This window comes from Terrimonas ginsenosidimutans (assembly GCF_022012415.1).
GTDB lineage: Bacteria > Bacteroidota > Bacteroidia > Chitinophagales > Chitinophagaceae > Terrimonas_A > Terrimonas_A ginsenosidimutans.
Map to the genome: position 1 here is coordinate 1 of NZ_JAKLTR010000013.1, position 16,384 is coordinate 16,384.

Sequence of the window (16,384 nt, forward strand, 5' to 3'; positions counted from 1 at the left end):
TCTCCCAAGAAACTAGTCCACAAACTTGGTGGGGTATTCATTTCCCCCTATTTTTGTTAACTACTTAAAAGAAAAATTATGGGATTACGTCTTGGCGATGCAGCACCAAACTTTAAAGCACAGACCACCGCAGGTGAAATTGATCTGTATGAATACCTGGGTAATGGCTGGGGTGTTTTGTTTTCACACCCTGCTGACTATACTCCTGTTTGCACAACAGAGCTGGGCAGGACCGCCTTGCTTGGTGATGAATTTGCGAAAAGAAATGTGAAGGTACTTGCAGTAAGTATTGACCCGCTGGATAAGCATCATGGCTGGGTAAAAGACATTAATGAAACACAGAATACAACGGTCAACTTCCCGATCATCGCTGATGAGGACAGGAATGTTGCCACATTGTACGATATGATCCATCCGAATGCATCGGCAACAGCGACAGTACGTTCACTGTTCATCATCGGCCCGGATAAAGCAGTTAAACTCATCATTACCTATCCTGCATCAACAGGCCGGAATTTTGTGGAAGTACTGCGGGTGATCGATTCATTACAGCTGACCGCCAGCCATAGCGTGGCCACACCCGCTAACTGGACTCATGGCGAAGACGTGATCGTTGTACCAGCCGTATCAACAGAAGATGCGATCAAAAAATTCCCTAAAGGTGTGAAAGTGGTGAAGCCTTATTTGAGGTATACACCGCAGCCAGATCTTTAAGTAAAAAGTAACCCCGCTTGTCGGTTTAAAGAGATTTTCTTTGCTAAGCGGGGTGACTTTTTAATTTGAAGTGCTACTACTAACGAAATAACTTTTTTTGGGTGCTGACAAACGAGCAGATACAACAGCTGGAAGAGCTTTCCTTGCCGGAGGGCATTGCGCATATAGCCGCAATGTTCCCCGGCAAAGTCGTTTTCTCCACTTCGCTCGGTCAGGAAGACCAGGTATTGACAGATGTGATCTTCCGGAATAAACTGGATGTAAAGATCTTCACGATCGATACAGGACGTTTGTTCAATGAAACGTATGAATTGCTTGACCGCATAGAAGCGAGATACCGTAATAAAGTATCCATCTTTTTTCCGGAAGCGGCAGATGTGGAAACGTTCGTCCAGACAAAAGGGATCAACAGTTTTTATGAATCTGTGGATAACCGGAAAGAGTGTTGTCATGTCAGAAAAGTAAAACCGTTGAACCGTGCGTTGGCGGGAGCGAGGGTGTGGATCACGGGTTTACGTGCGGAGCAGTCGGGTAACCGGCAGCAGATGCCAATGATCGAATGGATGGAAGACCGGCAGCTGTACAAATTCAATCCGCTGATCAGGTGGAGCTTTGAGGAAATGATGGACTATATCCGGGAACATAATGTTCCTTACAGTCCTTTGCATGATAAAGGTTTTGTGAGCATTGGTTGTGCTCCCTGTACAAGAGCGATCGAGCCGGGCGAAGATGCCCGTGCGGGACGCTGGTGGTGGGAAACATCACATAAGGAATGTGGTTTGCATTCCACCATCGCAAACGTTATTAACAAACAAGTAGAGGCTAAATAAGAAATGTAGCGTATGAGTAAACATCACCTCGATTACCTGGAGCAACTCGAAGCGGAAAGTATTTTTATCTTCCGCGAAATTGCTGCACAGTTTGAAAAGCCTGCCTTGCTGTTCAGTGGCGGGAAGGATTCGATCACGCTCGTGCATCTTGCCAGAAAGGCATTTGCTCCGGGTAAGATCCCTTTTCCATTGGTACATATAGATACAGGGCATAACTTTCCAGAAGCACTCGCATTCCGTGATCAGCTGGCTGCGGAAGTAAATGCGAATCTGGTGGTACGGAAGGTTGAAGACACGATCCGTGAAAGAAAGCTGACTGAGCAAAAGGGAAAATTCGCCAGCCGTAACTGGCTACAAACATATACACTCCTTGATACGATCGAAGAATTTGGCTTCGATGCCTGCATTGGAGGCGCCAGGCGCGATGAAGAAAAAGCACGGGCTAAAGAGCGCATCTTTTCTGTAAGAGATGAATTTGGACAATGGAATCCGAAACTGCAGCGACCGGAATTGTGGAACCTGTATAATGGAAGAATACATAAAGGTGAGAACGTTCGCGTATTCCCGATCAGCAACTGGACAGAGCTGGACATCTGGAATTATATACGCAAAGAAAAGATCGAACTGCCTTCGATCTACTTCGCACATGACCGTGAAGTGCTGGTGCATGAAGGACAGCTGATCGCTATATCCGAATTTATACAGATAGAAGATACCGACACTGTTGTCAACAAGACTGTTCGATACAGGACCGTTGGCGATATGACCTGTACCGCAGCCGTTGAATCATCTGCGTCAACACTCGATGATGTCATCAATGAGATCACCGCCGCAAGGATCAGTGAGCGTGGCGAAACAAGGATCGATGACAGGGTCACGGAAGCAGCGATGGAAGACAGGAAAAAGAATGGATATTTTTAAGTAAAAAGTAAAAAGTAAAAAGTAAAAAGTAAAAAGTAAAAAGTAAAAAGTAAAAAGTAAAAAGTATTTCTTTTAAACAGCTTTTCTTGTACCGTATCCGTAATTTTTAATTTTGATTTTTTAATTTTTACTTCCCTTCATACACTAATAAACTCACATGGATTTACTAAGGTTTATAACAGCGGGCAGTGTGGATGACGGTAAGAGTACGCTTATCGGGCGTCTGCTGTATGATAGCAAGAATATACTGGTAGACCAGCTGGAGGCGTTGGAAAAGCAGACGAAGAATAAGGATGCCGGCCCGATTGATCTTGCTTTGCTGACGGATGGTTTGAGGGCCGAGCGTGAGCAGGGGATTACGATCGATGTGGCTTACCGTTATTTTTCGACCCCGAAAAGAAAATTTATAATAGCGGATGCTCCCGGGCATGTGCAGTACACGAGGAATATGATCACCGGGGCTTCGAATGCGAATCTCATTATTATCCTGGTAGATGCACGGCAGGGAGTGGTAGAGCAAACCCGCCGCCACTCCATTATCGCATCTCTTTTAAAAATACCGCATGTGGTGGTGGCGGTGAATAAAATGGACCTGGTCGAGTATTCACAGGATATCTATAACAATATCCTGATCGATTATGCAGAAGTAGCACGCCAATTGGGATTGAAGGATGTTACTTATATCCCGATCAGTGCGCTAAATGGAGACAATATCGTAGATAAGTCGGTTTCGATCCCCTGGTATGACGGCAAGCCTTTGCTTGAAATGCTGGAGGAGGTTGAAACTGATCAGGACATCAATCTTGAAGACCCGCGTTTCCAGGTGCAGTTGGTGATCCGGCCGCAGACAAGTGATCTGCATGATTACCGCGGCTATGCCGGGAAAGTGATCAGCGGGATCTACAGAAAAGGAGATAAAGTGGCTGTGCTGCCTTCTGGTATTGAAACAGAGATCTCAAAGCTTGAAGTAAGCGGGGTGGAAGCAGAGGAAGTATTTGCGCCACAGAGTGTGACGATCCATTTGAAAGATGATATAGATATCAGCCGGGGTGATTCTATCGTGAGCGTTAACAATCAGCCCAGGGTTGCTAACGAACTGGACGTGGTTCTTTGCTGGCTTGATGAGAAACCGTTACAGCCTGGAAATAAGTATTACCTGCAGCACAATAGCCGGCTGGTTCGTGCCGTAGTACGTAATGTAGAATACAAGCTGGATGTAAATACATTACAGCAGCTGCCGGTTGACAGCGGCGTAAAACTCAATGAAGTGGTGAAGGCTACAATTAAAGTAGCATCACCGTTGGTATATGATCCTTATTCCTCTATTCAGGGAACAGGTAGTGCTATCCTGATTGATGAAACAAGCAATAATACTGTAGCAGCGCTGCTGCTGCAGTAATATTTTTTTACTTATTAAATCTACTAAACTGGTAGACTATGAATGTACAGCGTATACAAGGGAAGGTAATTCTTGCCGGAGCTGGTCCCGGCGACCCCGAGCTTATTTCTGTCAAGGCTGTTCGCTGGTTGCAGAAGGCGGATGTTGTGTTGACGGACAGATTAGTCAGTCATGAGATCCTCGATGAGTATGTCGGCCCGAAAGCCGAAGTGATCTGTGTCGGTAAACAGGGCAGGTATGGGACTTCCACGCCGCAGAAAAGGATCAACCAGTTGATGATCGAACATAGTAAAGCGGGTAAGACCGTGGTCCGGCTGAAAGGCGGCGACGTTTCTGTGTTTGCCAATATGCTTGATGAGCTGCAAGTGCTTGTAGAGAATGGGATCGCCTATGAGATCATTCCCGGCATCTCTGCTGCATTTGGAGCTGCTGCTTATGCCGGTATTCCTCTTACTGCCAGGAATTACGCCAACGCCGTAAGGTTTCTGACGTTCTATAAAACAGACCTTCTTTCCGATACATACTGGAAGGAGCTTGCACAAACGGATGATACGCTTGTATTCTACATGTCATCGGGTACGCTTGATGATATTGTTGAGAACCTGAAGAAGAATGGCATTACCTCCGATAAATTTCTTGCGGTGGTAGAACAGGCGACTACACGTCTGCAGAATGTGCATGTTTCTAATATTTACCAGCACAGACAGAATTTTGATGGGAGGGAGTTCGCGTCTCCTTCTTTGCTGATCATTGGTAAAGTAGTGGCATTGCATGAGCAGTTTGCGTGGATCCGGAATAGCAATAGCCAGGAACAGTATTTTGAACCCGTTGAATCTCTGCGCAGGCAGGCCGTTTAAAAGTCAAAGTATGCTCTCAGCTCCTAAACTAAAAACACTAGAGGAATTGATCCAAACTTCTTCACGTGAAGAACTGGTTTGGATCAACGGCTATCTGTCGGCTCTTGTCTCAAATGGCAATAAAGAGGTAGCCGCGCCACCTGCTGCTCAGCAAACGGCTGTACCTGCATCTGTAAAGAAGATCAGTCTTGTATTCGGTACAGAAACGGGAAATTCCAAAAAGCTTGCTACGCAACTGGCGGCCGTGGCGAAGAAGAAGGGTGTGAATGCAAAGCTGACCGGGCTTGATCAGTATCGTGTAGCTGATCTTGCTAAAGAAGAGTACCTGTTTGTTGTGATCAGCACGCAGGGGGAAGGTGAGCCTCCGATCCCGGCAAAAAAGTTTTATGAGTACATTCATGAAAACAAACTTCAACTACCTAATCTGAAGTATGGTGTACTTGCATTGGGTGATACATCTTATCCTATGTATTGTAAGACGGGTGAAGACGTGGACACACAGTTTCAACTTTTCGGAGCGAACAGGATCCTGCCATTGCAGAAATGTGATGTGGATTATGAAGATGATGCGATGCAATGGTTTGACAGGGTTTTGTCGGTGATCAGTGCCGAAGCAAAGTCGCCAGTTGTTGTTCCCGTGGCCCCGGTCCAATCTGTGGTGTCAAAGAAGAAAACCGAGAAGAAATTTTACCATTCCACCATACAGGCGAATATTAACCTGAATGATCGCGGGTCAAATAAGCAGACCTATCATATTGAACTCGTCACAGAGGAAGAGATCGAATACGAGCCGGGGGATACAATAGGTATTGTTCCGCGTAACAGACCTGAAGTTATCAGGCGTATCATTGAGCTGACTGGCGTCGACCCTGAAGAGGAAGTACAGACAGCGAAGGCCTCCGGATCAGTTAGTGATCTTTTGGCGACACAATTGAATATCTGTTACCTGCTGACGAGTACCGTAAAAAAGTATGCATCGATCATTGGACAGGAGATTCCGGATACAAGAATGGATCTTGTCGATCTTTTGCGGATCTATCCGGTTAAAGATGCGGATCAATTCAAAGAGGTATTGCAGATCCTGATCCCGATAGCGCCGCGTTTGTATTCCGTTGCATCATCTCCTGAAGGCCATGGCAGGAACGAGGTACATATCACCGTGGCAAGAGATCGCTTCCTTGCACAGGAAGAGCAGCGCTTTGGATTGTGCAGTGAGTTCCTGGGAGATCAGCCGATAGGATCGGGGATCACATTTTATGTGCATAAGGATAAGAATTTTAAACTTCCGTCAGCTGATAAGGATATAATTATGATCGGGCCGGGCACCGGCGTTGCGCCGTTCCGCGCATTTCTTGCTGAGAGAGATGCAACCGGCGCCACTGGAAGGAACTGGTTCTTTTTCGGTGATCAGCACTTTGTAACGGATTTCCTATATCAGACGGAGATGCAGCATTTCGTGCAGACCGGTGTGTTGACAAAACTTGATCTGGCATTCTCCAGGGATCAGCAGGAGAAATTATATGTCCAGCACCGGATGCAACAGCATGCGCAGGAATTATTCAATTGGATAGAAGGAGGAGCGGCTATATATGTTAGTGGCACCAAGGACCCCATGAGTAAAGATGTGGAGATCTCTCTGATAAAGATTATTGAAGAGCAGGGTAATCTATCTGCTGATGCCGCCGTGAAATACCTTGAACAACTGCGGAAGGAAGGCAGATACAGTAAGGATGTTTATTGATTTTAAAGTAACGACCAACCATGAGTGAAGGAAAAAATCTGTCACCAGTCGAACGCATCAAGAAGGCCAGTGATGGTTTGCGTGGCACATTGAAAGAAAGCCTGAAGGATGATATCACCGGAGCGTTGCGTGAAGACGATCAGTCGCTGATCAAATTCCACGGAATGTATCAGCAGGATGATCGTGACCGGCGGGAAGAGCGCAGTGCCAGGAAATTGGAGTGGTTGTATTCTTATATGATCAGGCTTAGGTTGCCTGGCGGTTTTCTGAAACCGGAGCAGTGGATAGGATTGCATCATGTGGCCGGGGATTATTCAACCGGCACGATCAAGATCACTACTAGGCAGACCGTGCAATTGCATGGTATTCTCAAATCATCCATCAAACCTACGATCAAGGCGTTTAATACGCTGGCGCTGGACTCTATTGCTGCCTGCGGTGATGTGAACCGGAATGTGATGTGCAGTGCGCACCCGGGTGAGTCGCCTTTGCATGAAGAAGTCTTTCGTTATGCGGATAAGATCAGTTTGCTGGCACTTCCGAAGACACGTGCCTATTATGAAGTATGGCTCGATGAAGAACAGTTGGCCGATAAGAAAGAAGATGACCCACTGTACCAGGACAGGTATCTGCCACGGAAATTCAAGATCGCGATAGCGATACCTCCTAATAATGATATAGATGTATTTACCAATGATATTGGTTTGATCGCTGTGATTGAAGGTGGAAAACTAAAAGGATTCAATATCGCAGCGGGTGGTGGTTTAAGCGCAACGCATGGAAATCCGCAAACTTATCCCAGACTGGGAAGTATGCTCGGGTTTGTTGCCACTGAAGAAAAGGTTTTGAAAACGGTGTACGAGATCATGACGATCCAGCGTGACTATGGGAACCGGGCAGATCGTAAACTGGCCAGGCTGAAATATACGATCGACCGGATCGGCGTTCCTGAATTCATCGAGGAGCTGCAGAGAAGAACAGGATTTAAGCTTGAAGAAGCGAAGCCATATAAATTCACGGAAAGGAAAGATCATTTTGGATGGCAACAAAATCATGAAGGGAAGTGGAATTACACGTTGTTTGTTGAAAATGGGCGCGTTCTCGATAGTGATGAGTTACCAATGAAGACCGGACTGCTGGAAGTTGCAAAGTCAGGGAAAGCAAATTTCCGCTTTACAGGCAATCAGAATGTGATCATTGCCGATGTTGATGAAAAAGATAGAACAGTTGTCGGTGAGATACTGGATCGTTTTGGTTTGATTCAGCACACGGAAAAGGCTGGGAAGATCAGGAAGAATTCGATAGCTTGTGTTGCGTTCAATACCTGTCCGCTCGCCCTGGCTGAAGCGCAGCGCTATTTGCCAACGCTTATTTCAAAGATCGAGCCGATAGTGGAGAAATATGGTTTGGAAGACGAGGAGATCACACTACGGATGACAGGTTGCCCTAATGGATGTGGAAGATCCCCTGCCGCGGAAATAGGTTTTGTGGGAACAAGTTATGGTCAGTACAATCTGCATATCGGGGGAGACAGGATCGGCGAGCGGTTGAATACAAAGTATAAAGACAATATTGGCGAGGATGTTATTCTTCAGAGCCTCGATGAATTGTTCTCTGCCTACAGTTCAGAACGGGAAGCAGGGGAAACCTTCGGTGATTTTTCGTACAGAAAATGGATCGCTAAGCATTAAAAAATGATCATGGAGAATACAACAACGGTTACTACAGCTATTAAGCAGGATACGAATGAGCTGTTCCCTGTATTTCTGAAACTGGATCAACTGAATGTACTGATCGTTGGAGGTGGGAAGGTTGGGTTGGAGAAATTGCATGCCCTAGTGCATAATTCTCCTGCGTCAGGTATCACGCTGGTTGCAACCGAGATCAGTCATGCGATCAAAACACTTGTGCAGGATTACCCGAAAGTTGAGTTACATGAAAGACCATTTGAAGAGAGTGACATAGAAGGGCGTGACATTATCATTGTTGCGGTAAATAAGCGGGACGTAAGCGCTTCGATACATGAAATTGCGAAACGTTCGGGAAAGCTGGTGAACGTGGCAGATACTCCTGATCTCTGTGATTTTTACCTGAGCTCTGTTGTAAAGAAAGGGAATCTTAAGCTGGCTATTTCCACTAACGGAAAATCTCCGACGGCGGCCAAGCGAATAAAGGAAGTATTGAATGATGCTTTGCCTGCGGAGCTTGACGAGGTGATCCGGAATCTGCACCAGGTGCGGGGTAAGCTGAATGGAAATTTTGAGAACAAGGTGAAAAAGCTGAATGCGCTTACAAAGGTATTAGTGGAGAGTGATTCCAGTTTTAGTGAAAAGCGGTGGAAAAGGGTTGCCAGCTATTCGGTGGCTGCGTTTGCATTCATGCTGATCGGGCATTTTATCTTTTCATATTTGCCATTACAGGTGATCGCTGAAAAAACGTTGACCCTTTATCGTGGGCTCGATGCAAATTTTCACTGGATGGTGCTGGCGGGGTTTCTTGCGCAGATGGTGGATGGTGCAACGAGTATGGGATATGGCGTAACGAGTGCGATCGCACTGATGTCTGCTAATGTAAGCCCGGCAGCGATCAGTGGCAGTATTCACACTGCGGAGATGTTTGCAAGTGGTGCTTCAGGATATAGCCACTATAAATTTGGGAACGTAAATAAGAAGCTTTTCAAAGCGCTATTGGTCCCCGGAGTGATAGGTGCGGTGTTAGGTGCGGTATTATTAGTGAAGTTCGGAGAAACCCATATTGCCTACATACGGCCTATTATGGCTATGTATACTTTAGTGCTGGGCATCCGTATTTTTATTACTGCTTTTAAGAAATCGAATGTGAAAAAGAAATTTAAACGCTACGGCTGGTTGGCTGGGGCTGGTGGTTTTTTTGATTCATTCGGAGGAGGGGGCTGGGGCCCGATCGTGACAGCTACATTGATCACCAAGGGGCGTACTCCGAGGTATGTTGTAGGTTCTGTTAGTCTGACTGAGTTTTTTGTTACGCTTGCGAGTGCTTTCACGTTCTTTACGCTGATAGGGGTTCAGCACTGGCAGGTTATTATAGCGTTGATCGTTGGTGGGCTGATCGCAGCGCCTCTTGCTGCGCGGCTTAATGGAAAGCTTCCCCGAAAGGCGTCTTTCATCTTGTTGGGAGTAGTGGTGGTTGCCTGGAGCATCCGGATACTTGTCAGGGCGATTTAGCACAAAAATACCAGCACTTTTGCAGTAAAAAATTATTTAGTCTACAAGTATTGTGGACTAAACTTTATATACTATGTTTGCACTCACGGGACCACGAGTCCTTTTTTTATAAACTATTAGTATACTAAAACAGTAGACTAATTTACTTCAACAGAGGAACTGCAAGCTGATTGAAATATCTAAAAAAGTTTTGCTTATCGTTTTAAAGCAAACGTTAGAGTAGTAACGGCGTCCCGGTTCTCCGGGATGCCCTATTTCAGCCGTGTGGCCGAGAGGAGAGGTAGAGGTTTGCAAAACCTGATACGTCGGTTCGAATCCGACCACGGTGTCAAAAACAAAATTATGGCGAGAATCGCATCGGTAAGCAGGCAGGAGTTATCACCCGCAGTGAAGGTGGCTTTTGAGCGTCATGTGGAGCAGTATCAGGCGCGTGTGACCAATATGAAAAACATACTCGGTCATTCCCTTCTTGCGTTTGACGTGTATACGCAGTGGTATCCGCTTTATGAGGAAGTTGAAAAGATCGTAGGAAAACGTATGGCGTATTTATTTGCGTATGCGATCTCTTATTCTGCCGATTGTCCTTTGTGTGCAACATTTTTTAGAAAGCAGATCATAGATGGAGGTGAAAGACCTGAATCGTTGGTATTAACAAAAGAGGAAAGGTTGCTGCTTGATTTTGGGAGCAGTATTGCGAAGTGCCAGGGAAATATTGCTGATCATGTCTATGATCCTCTTGGCAATAGATATTCCAAGCAGCAGATCGTGATACTGGTTGCTTTTGCTGGTCAGATGATAGCGACCAATATTTTCAATAATGTGATGGAAACAGATATGGATGAATTCTTGCTTGACTATCTGCCGCCGGTACGGTCGATCTGGCAAAACGCGAGATAAGAGAACCTGGGCGAAAAGGAGACCCGGCTATTGCTTTAGCATTTACAAATACTCTACTCTAACTTTAAAACGAACAGAATGCAGAAAATTTATTTAAGCGACTCAGGACCTAAAGTGTCTCCGGCCGTATACGGTTTCTGGAGATGGGAAGATACCAGTGCAAGTGGTGTGACTGCCATGGAAAAGCTGATCAATCTTTGCCTGGAACTTGGTATCAATACATTTGATCATGCGGATATCTATGGCGGGTATCAGTGTGAAGAGCTTTTTGGCAATGTGATGAAGCAGAAATCTTTCAGGCGTGAAGATGTTGTATTATTTTCAAAATGCGGCGTAAATCTTCCTCATCCCGCGAGACCCGATATCAGGGTGAAGTACTATGATACTTCGGCAACGCATATTTTGAAAAGTGTGGATAGTTCGCTGCAAAAACTTCGGACCGACTATATCGATATCTTTTTGCTTGACCAGCTGGACCCTCTTTCAGATCTCGAGGAAACCGCTCTTGCACTGGAGCGTCTGCGAACATCGGGCAAGATCCGGAATATAGGGGTGGCCAATTTTTCTGTTTTCCAGCATCAGTTACTGGCATCTTATCTGCGTGTTCCGATCGTTACGAATCATATCGACCTGAATCTGTTGAATACGACGGCGCTGGACAATGGGCAGATCGACTATATCAAGCAACGTTATATGCGTCCTATTGCAGCGGCTCCGCTTGCGGGAGGGCGTATTGAGAACGGTACGGATCCTGTTGCGTTGCGGGTTAATTATAAGCTGGATGAGATAGGTAAGAAGTACGGGGCAAATCTTGAATCCATTGCCGTAGCCTGGCTGATCAAACTGGGTGCGCTCCCGCTGATCGGTACGTTGAAGGAACAGCGGATCCGCAACATTGTTAAAGCCTTCGAGATCCAGCTGGATCGCCAGGATTGGTATGATCTTTATATTACCTCCAAGGGTGAAGAAGCTCCAGCAGCCGGCGCGGAGTAAAGAAGCTATACAGGGCCGGCCGGATATCTCTTACCTGCCGGCCTATTTTTATCCCGCTCAAAACAAACATCTCTTTCTCCTTTCCCTCTTTCCTTGCTTAGCTTATCTTTGCGGTCACACAAAAATGACCCTATATGGCATATCGTCCCGAGACACAGGCTATCCGTTTGCAGACTGCCCGCACGCAAGAAAAAGAACATGCGACGCCATTGTTTCTGACCAGCAGCTTTGTTTATGACTCAGCAGAAGATATGGCAGCTGCTTTTTCGGACGACACGCTTGATGTGAATATCTATTCGCGGTTCTCGAACCCGACGGTTGATGAGTTTATTAATAAAGTTGCCGCGCTTGAAGGTGCTGAGGATGGTATTGCAACCGGTACGGGGATGGCGGCGATCTTCTCAACATTCATGACGTTCTTAAGTAAGGGGGATCATATCGTTTCTGCTTCTGCTGTGTTCGGTTCCACACATACGATACTGACCAAGTATCTGCCAAAATGGGGAATTGATTTTTCTTATTTTGACATGACCAGGCCTGAAACAATAGAAGCACTGATAAAGCCAAACACCAGGATGCTTTACCTGGAAACGCCTTCCAATCCGGGTCTTGATATCATCGATCTTGAATACGTTTCTGCGATCTGTAAAAAGCATAACGTATTGTTTGTAGTAGACAATTGCTTTGCCACACCTGCAGTACAACAGCCGATTAAATTTGGCGCTGATCTTGTGTTGCATTCTGCCACGAAATTTATGGATGGTCAGGGGCGTGTACTTGGTGGTGTTGTGGTTGGTCGCAAGGAATTGATCAACCCGCTTTATCTCTTCGTCAGAAATACGGGTCCGTCAATGAGTGCGTTCAATGCGTGGGTACTCACGAAGAGTCTTGAAACACTTTTTGTAAGAATGGATCGTCATGCTGAAAGTGCGATGAAAGTTGCACAGGGGTTACAGGGCCATGCGAAAGTGAATTCAGTAAAGTATCCGATGCTGGAGAATCATCCACAGCATGCTATTGCCAAAAAGCAGATGCGCAATGGTGGAGCGATCGTATCGTTTGAAATAAAAGGGGGAGTGGATGCAGGGCGTAAATTTTTGAATGCGCTGCAGATGATCTCTATGACGAATAACCTGGGTGACAGCCGAACGATCGCATCGCATCCGGCTTCAACGACACACTCGAAACTAACAGAGACGGAGAGGAGTTCGGTAGGTATCACCGCGGGGTTGATCCGTGTGTCAGTTGGCCTGGAGCATGTGGATGATATCCTGGAGGATCTGCGCCAGGCTTTGGATAAGAGCTAATAATAACAAGAGCTGAAGAAGTATTTATTCTTTTATAGTTTTTCTTCTGATAATAATTTGTTGAGGAGCCCATGACGAAAGTTGTGGGCTTTTTTTGTGACGGCGAGGGTGTTGAAGATTTCGGTATGACGATCTTCCGGCGGTGATTGGTGATTTTAGGTGGCAGCTTTTGGAACTGGTTGAAGACTGCGCTGGCGTAGTATGAGTTCGGTGAGGTTGGATCTATGCGGAGTTGAGCCGGGGTTCTATGGAGGGGTTGATTATTGGGGTTTTGGCAGCGGTTATTTTGAGGGTGGGTTTCCAGAGCGGGAAGTTGGGGATCCGCTGATTGATCATTCGCTCCTCCTTCACCCACTCCGCCCTGACGGGCTCCCTCCCCCGCCTCCACCACCAATGTTTGATTGGGTGCTGAAGGGCATGACAGTGCGGATGAGGCAGGAGTGATCTATACCCGTACCTCGCCCTTATGCCATCTTCAGCAGGAGACTTGAACAACTCTTCAACACACCGATCAATCAGTTCTCAAATCTCGCGCTATCTCCAAAAATGTCAATGGGAAAAAAACATTAATTGCCGGGAAAAAAACCTGGCTATTTCTTCTTCCTTTTTTCTAACTGTCGCAATGTAGCCCGAAGGTCCTTTGGTAATGGCGCCTCCAGTTCAATTTTTTGACCATCCATTCCATTCAACTTCAACTGGAATGCATGAAGTGCAAGGCGGCCAAGTATCGGCCTTTCTTCTAATTCATTCTTTGACAACTTGAACTTGCTCTTGAAGGAAGATAGCAACACCGGTTTCCCGTCACCATACAGTTCATCACAAACGATCGGGTTGCCGATCTCTTTCATATGAACCCTGATCTGGTGTGTGCGGCCTGTGTGGATCCGGAACTGCATCCAGGAATAAATGCCAAAGTCTTCCAGGAGCTTATAATCTGTCAATGAATCTTTTCCTCTGGAATGGATCATCATCAATCCTTTTCTGACGGTATTCTCAGCGATGCGTGCATCGATGCTGCCTTCGTGATTAACCGGCGTACCAATCACTAATCCCTGGTAGATCTTTTCTGTCAACCTGGCTTCAAATTGTTGCGAAAAATGTTTGTGCGCAGCTTCATTAAAAGCAAAAATGATGAGACCACTGGTGTCTTTGTCGAGGCGATGGACAGTATACACATGGCCGAACGTCTCCTGTAACATGGCCTTCAGAGAAATGTCTTTACCCATTCTGTCCGGGATGGACAGAAGGCCGGAGGGTTTATTTATCGCAATGAAATCTTCGTTCTTAAAGATGATCCAATCCTTCATAATCAGGAGTGCGTATGCTTTGAGATGGGTAGTAAATTATTTTCCTTTTCTGAAATGCTTAAGATCCCTTACTTCTTTTTCAGACAGGAAACGATACTTGCCACGTTCTACATTCTTTTTTGTCAAACCGGCAAAAGTAACGCGGTCAAGATTCTTTACATCATATCCCAGCGATTCAAAGATGCGGCGAACGATCCTGTTACGGCCACTATGGATCTCAACACCAATCTGCGTTTTGTCTTTCAGATCAGCGTATGCAAGTACATCTACATTGGCAAGGCCATCCTCAAGCGTCACACCTTTGAGGATCTGCTCAAAATCTTTTTTATCTAAAGGTTTGTCGAGAGTAACAGCGTAGATCTTTTTTATCTCGTTGCTTGGGTGCGTGAGTTTTTGAGCAAGCTCACCATCATTGGTCAGTAAGAGGACACCGGACGTATTACGATCGAGTCGTCCAACCGGGTAAACTCTTTCTTTTGTAGCCTGTTTGATCAGGTCAAGCACTGTCTTTCTTTTCTGCGGATCGTCTGTTGTAGTGATATAGTCTTTCGGTTTATTAAGAAGAATATAAACCAGGTTTTTTGCGAGGAAGATCTTTTTCCCGTTTACAACAACTTCGTCTTGCGGTGAAACTTTATGGCCAGGTTCAGTCACGACTTCTTTATTGACTTTCACCACACCGCTCTTTACAATATCGGCCGCTTCTCTGCGTCCGCAAATACCTGCATGGGCGATGTATTTGTTCAGCGGCATAGTGCCTGCCGATTCGGGGCGGTTGATCACCGGCGCTGGAACAGGCTTATCGCCTGCCTGCTTACCCATCCTGCTGCGGCCATCTGTTCCGCCCTGCAGTTTACGGGTTTCCGCTTTCTTCTTCTCGAAGTATTCTTCGCGTTCTTTCTTGTATTTTCTTTTCTCTGCTTTGAATTCTTCTTTCTTGGCAGCGTTGCTTTTCGTTTTTGTAAACTTAACGAATTGGGAAGGAGCTTTTTTCATGATTGCTGTTTTACAACAGGATTTATAATTAAAAATTAAAAAGTAAAAAGTAAAAAGTAAAAAGTAAAAAGTAAAAAGTAAAAAGTAAAAAGTAATGTTTGTTAGATACTCCTGTTCACATGAGTTCTTTTTAATTTTGACTTTTACTTAATGCTTAATGAGTGTCTTTATTTGCCAGCTGTCCGCAAGCTGCGTCGATATCTTTACCCCGGCTGCGGCGTAAGCGTGCATTGACCCTGTTCTTTTCGAGATATGCCATAAAGGCTTCCACTTTTTCTTCAGTGGGTTTGGTAAATTTTGCGAAATCGATCGGGTTGTATTCAATTATATTGACGAGATCGGCTGGCACCTGGCGATAGATCTTGATCAGTTCATCGGCATCCATCAGGCTGTCGTTGAAGTTGTTGAACAGAATGTATTCAAAGGTGATCTCGTTCTTGGTCTTCTTATAGAAATAGTTCAGTGCTTCGATGAGCGACTGGATATTATTACTGTCATTGATCGGCATGATCTCATGACGTTTCCTGTCATTCGCTGCATGTAATGAGAGAGCGAGTTTGAATTTCACATTATCGTCACCCAGTTGCCTGATCTGTTTTGCCACGCCAGCGGTCGATACGGTGATCCTTCGGGGACTCATGCCGAGGCCGTCAGGAGAAGTGATTCTTTCGATCGCTTTCAATACGTTCTTATAGTTAAGCAACGGTTCGCCCATGCCCATAAAAACAATATTGGTCAGTTTTTTTCCGTGAATACGTTCGCTTTGCTGGTTGATCAGCACCACTTCGTCATATATCTCGTCAAAATCGAGGTTTCGTTTCCGGTCGATATACCCTGTTGCGCAGAATTTACAGCTGAGAGAACAGCCGATCTGTGATGATACACAAGCTGTTACCCTGCTTTCGGTTGGGATCAGCACGCCTTCTACCAGGTGGCCATCATGGGTCCTGAACCTGGATTTCACGGTTCCGTCGGAGGAATATTGTGTTGTGTCGACTGTAAGTGCCGGAAGGGTAAAATCTTCTTTAAGCTTGGTGCGGATCTCTTTGCTGAGATTGGTCATGGCTTCGATGTCCTGTGCCTGCTTCAGCCAGAGCCATTCATATACCTGCTTGGCTCTGAACTTCTTCTCTCCCATTTCTTCAAAATAAGCCTCCATATCCCTGAGCGACAGCGTCCGGATATTTTGCTTTACTGCTTTTGCCATGCTGCAAAGATA

14 protein-coding genes are annotated in these 16,384 nt (G+C 45.8%); 11 read left to right on the top strand and 3 right to left on the bottom strand.

Annotated features, from left to right (window positions below; genetic code table 11):
* Positions 1-78 precede the first annotated feature (78 nt).
* The 11 genes from LZZ85_RS18730 to LZZ85_RS18780 all read left to right on the top strand — a co-directional run bounded on the left by LZZ85_RS18730 (position 79) and on the right by LZZ85_RS18780 (position 12,862).
* Positions 79-714 carry a peroxiredoxin gene (locus LZZ85_RS18730; protein ID WP_237874880.1) on the top strand — a complete coding sequence of 212 codons (636 nt, stop codon included), beginning with the start codon at positions 79-81 and terminating at the stop codon, positions 712-714.
* Between the two features lie 101 nt (positions 715-815).
* Positions 816-1,544 (top strand): phosphoadenylyl-sulfate reductase, encoded by a 729-nt coding sequence (locus tag LZZ85_RS18735; RefSeq protein WP_237874881.1) that lies wholly within the window; start codon positions 816-818, stop codon positions 1,542-1,544.
* Between the two features lie 12 nt (positions 1,545-1,556).
* Positions 1,557-2,465, top strand: a complete 909-nt coding sequence (gene cysD, locus LZZ85_RS18740) for a sulfate adenylyltransferase subunit CysD (RefSeq protein ID WP_237874882.1) — start codon at positions 1,557-1,559, stop codon at positions 2,463-2,465.
* A 157-nt stretch (positions 2,466-2,622) separates the two neighbouring features.
* Complete coding sequence (locus LZZ85_RS18745; RefSeq protein ID WP_237874883.1) at positions 2,623-3,864, top strand: sulfate adenylyltransferase subunit 1; 1,242 nt, start codon at positions 2,623-2,625, stop codon at positions 3,862-3,864.
* A 38-nt stretch (positions 3,865-3,902) separates the two neighbouring features.
* Positions 3,903-4,721, top strand: coding sequence for a uroporphyrinogen-III C-methyltransferase (cobA, locus tag LZZ85_RS18750; protein WP_237874884.1), 819 nt, complete (start codon positions 3,903-3,905; stop codon positions 4,719-4,721).
* 10 nt (positions 4,722-4,731) lie between these two features.
* A complete protein-coding gene (locus tag LZZ85_RS18755; protein ID WP_237874885.1) occupies positions 4,732-6,462 on the top strand; it encodes a diflavin oxidoreductase in 1,731 nt (576 codons plus the stop codon).
* A gap of 20 nt (positions 6,463-6,482) precedes the next feature.
* On the top strand, positions 6,483-8,153 hold the full coding sequence (gene cysI / locus LZZ85_RS18760; protein ID WP_237874886.1) for an assimilatory sulfite reductase (NADPH) hemoprotein subunit: 1,671 nt from the start codon (positions 6,483-6,485) through the stop codon (positions 8,151-8,153).
* Between the two features lie 9 nt (positions 8,154-8,162).
* On the top strand, positions 8,163-9,665 hold the full coding sequence (locus LZZ85_RS18765) for a TSUP family transporter (RefSeq protein ID WP_237874887.1): 1,503 nt from the start codon (positions 8,163-8,165) through the stop codon (positions 9,663-9,665).
* A gap of 342 nt (positions 9,666-10,007) precedes the next feature.
* Positions 10,008-10,562, top strand: a complete 555-nt coding sequence (locus tag LZZ85_RS18770) for a carboxymuconolactone decarboxylase family protein (protein WP_237874888.1) — start codon at positions 10,008-10,010, stop codon at positions 10,560-10,562.
* 78 nt (positions 10,563-10,640) lie between these two features.
* Positions 10,641-11,555 (top strand): aldo/keto reductase, encoded by a 915-nt coding sequence (locus LZZ85_RS18775; RefSeq protein ID WP_237874889.1) that lies wholly within the window; start codon positions 10,641-10,643, stop codon positions 11,553-11,555.
* 134 nt (positions 11,556-11,689) lie between these two features.
* Positions 11,690-12,862, top strand: coding sequence for an O-succinylhomoserine sulfhydrylase (locus LZZ85_RS18780; RefSeq protein WP_237874890.1), 1,173 nt, complete (start codon positions 11,690-11,692; stop codon positions 12,860-12,862).
* Positions 12,863-13,452: 590 nt separating this feature from the next.
* Here the strand turns inward: LZZ85_RS18780 and LZZ85_RS18785 are convergent.
* The 3 genes from LZZ85_RS18785 to rlmN all read right to left on the bottom strand — a co-directional run bounded on the left by LZZ85_RS18785 (position 13,453) and on the right by rlmN (position 16,372).
* Positions 13,453-14,169, bottom strand: coding sequence for an RluA family pseudouridine synthase (locus LZZ85_RS18785; protein WP_237874891.1), 717 nt, complete (start codon positions 14,167-14,169; stop codon positions 13,453-13,455).
* A gap of 36 nt (positions 14,170-14,205) precedes the next feature.
* Positions 14,206-15,165, bottom strand: coding sequence for a pseudouridine synthase (locus tag LZZ85_RS18790; RefSeq protein WP_237874892.1), 960 nt, complete (start codon positions 15,163-15,165; stop codon positions 14,206-14,208).
* Between the two features lie 154 nt (positions 15,166-15,319).
* Complete coding sequence (gene rlmN, locus LZZ85_RS18795; RefSeq protein WP_237874893.1) at positions 15,320-16,372, bottom strand: dual-specificity RNA methyltransferase RlmN; 1,053 nt, start codon at positions 16,370-16,372, stop codon at positions 15,320-15,322.
* Positions 16,373-16,384 lie beyond the last annotated feature (12 nt).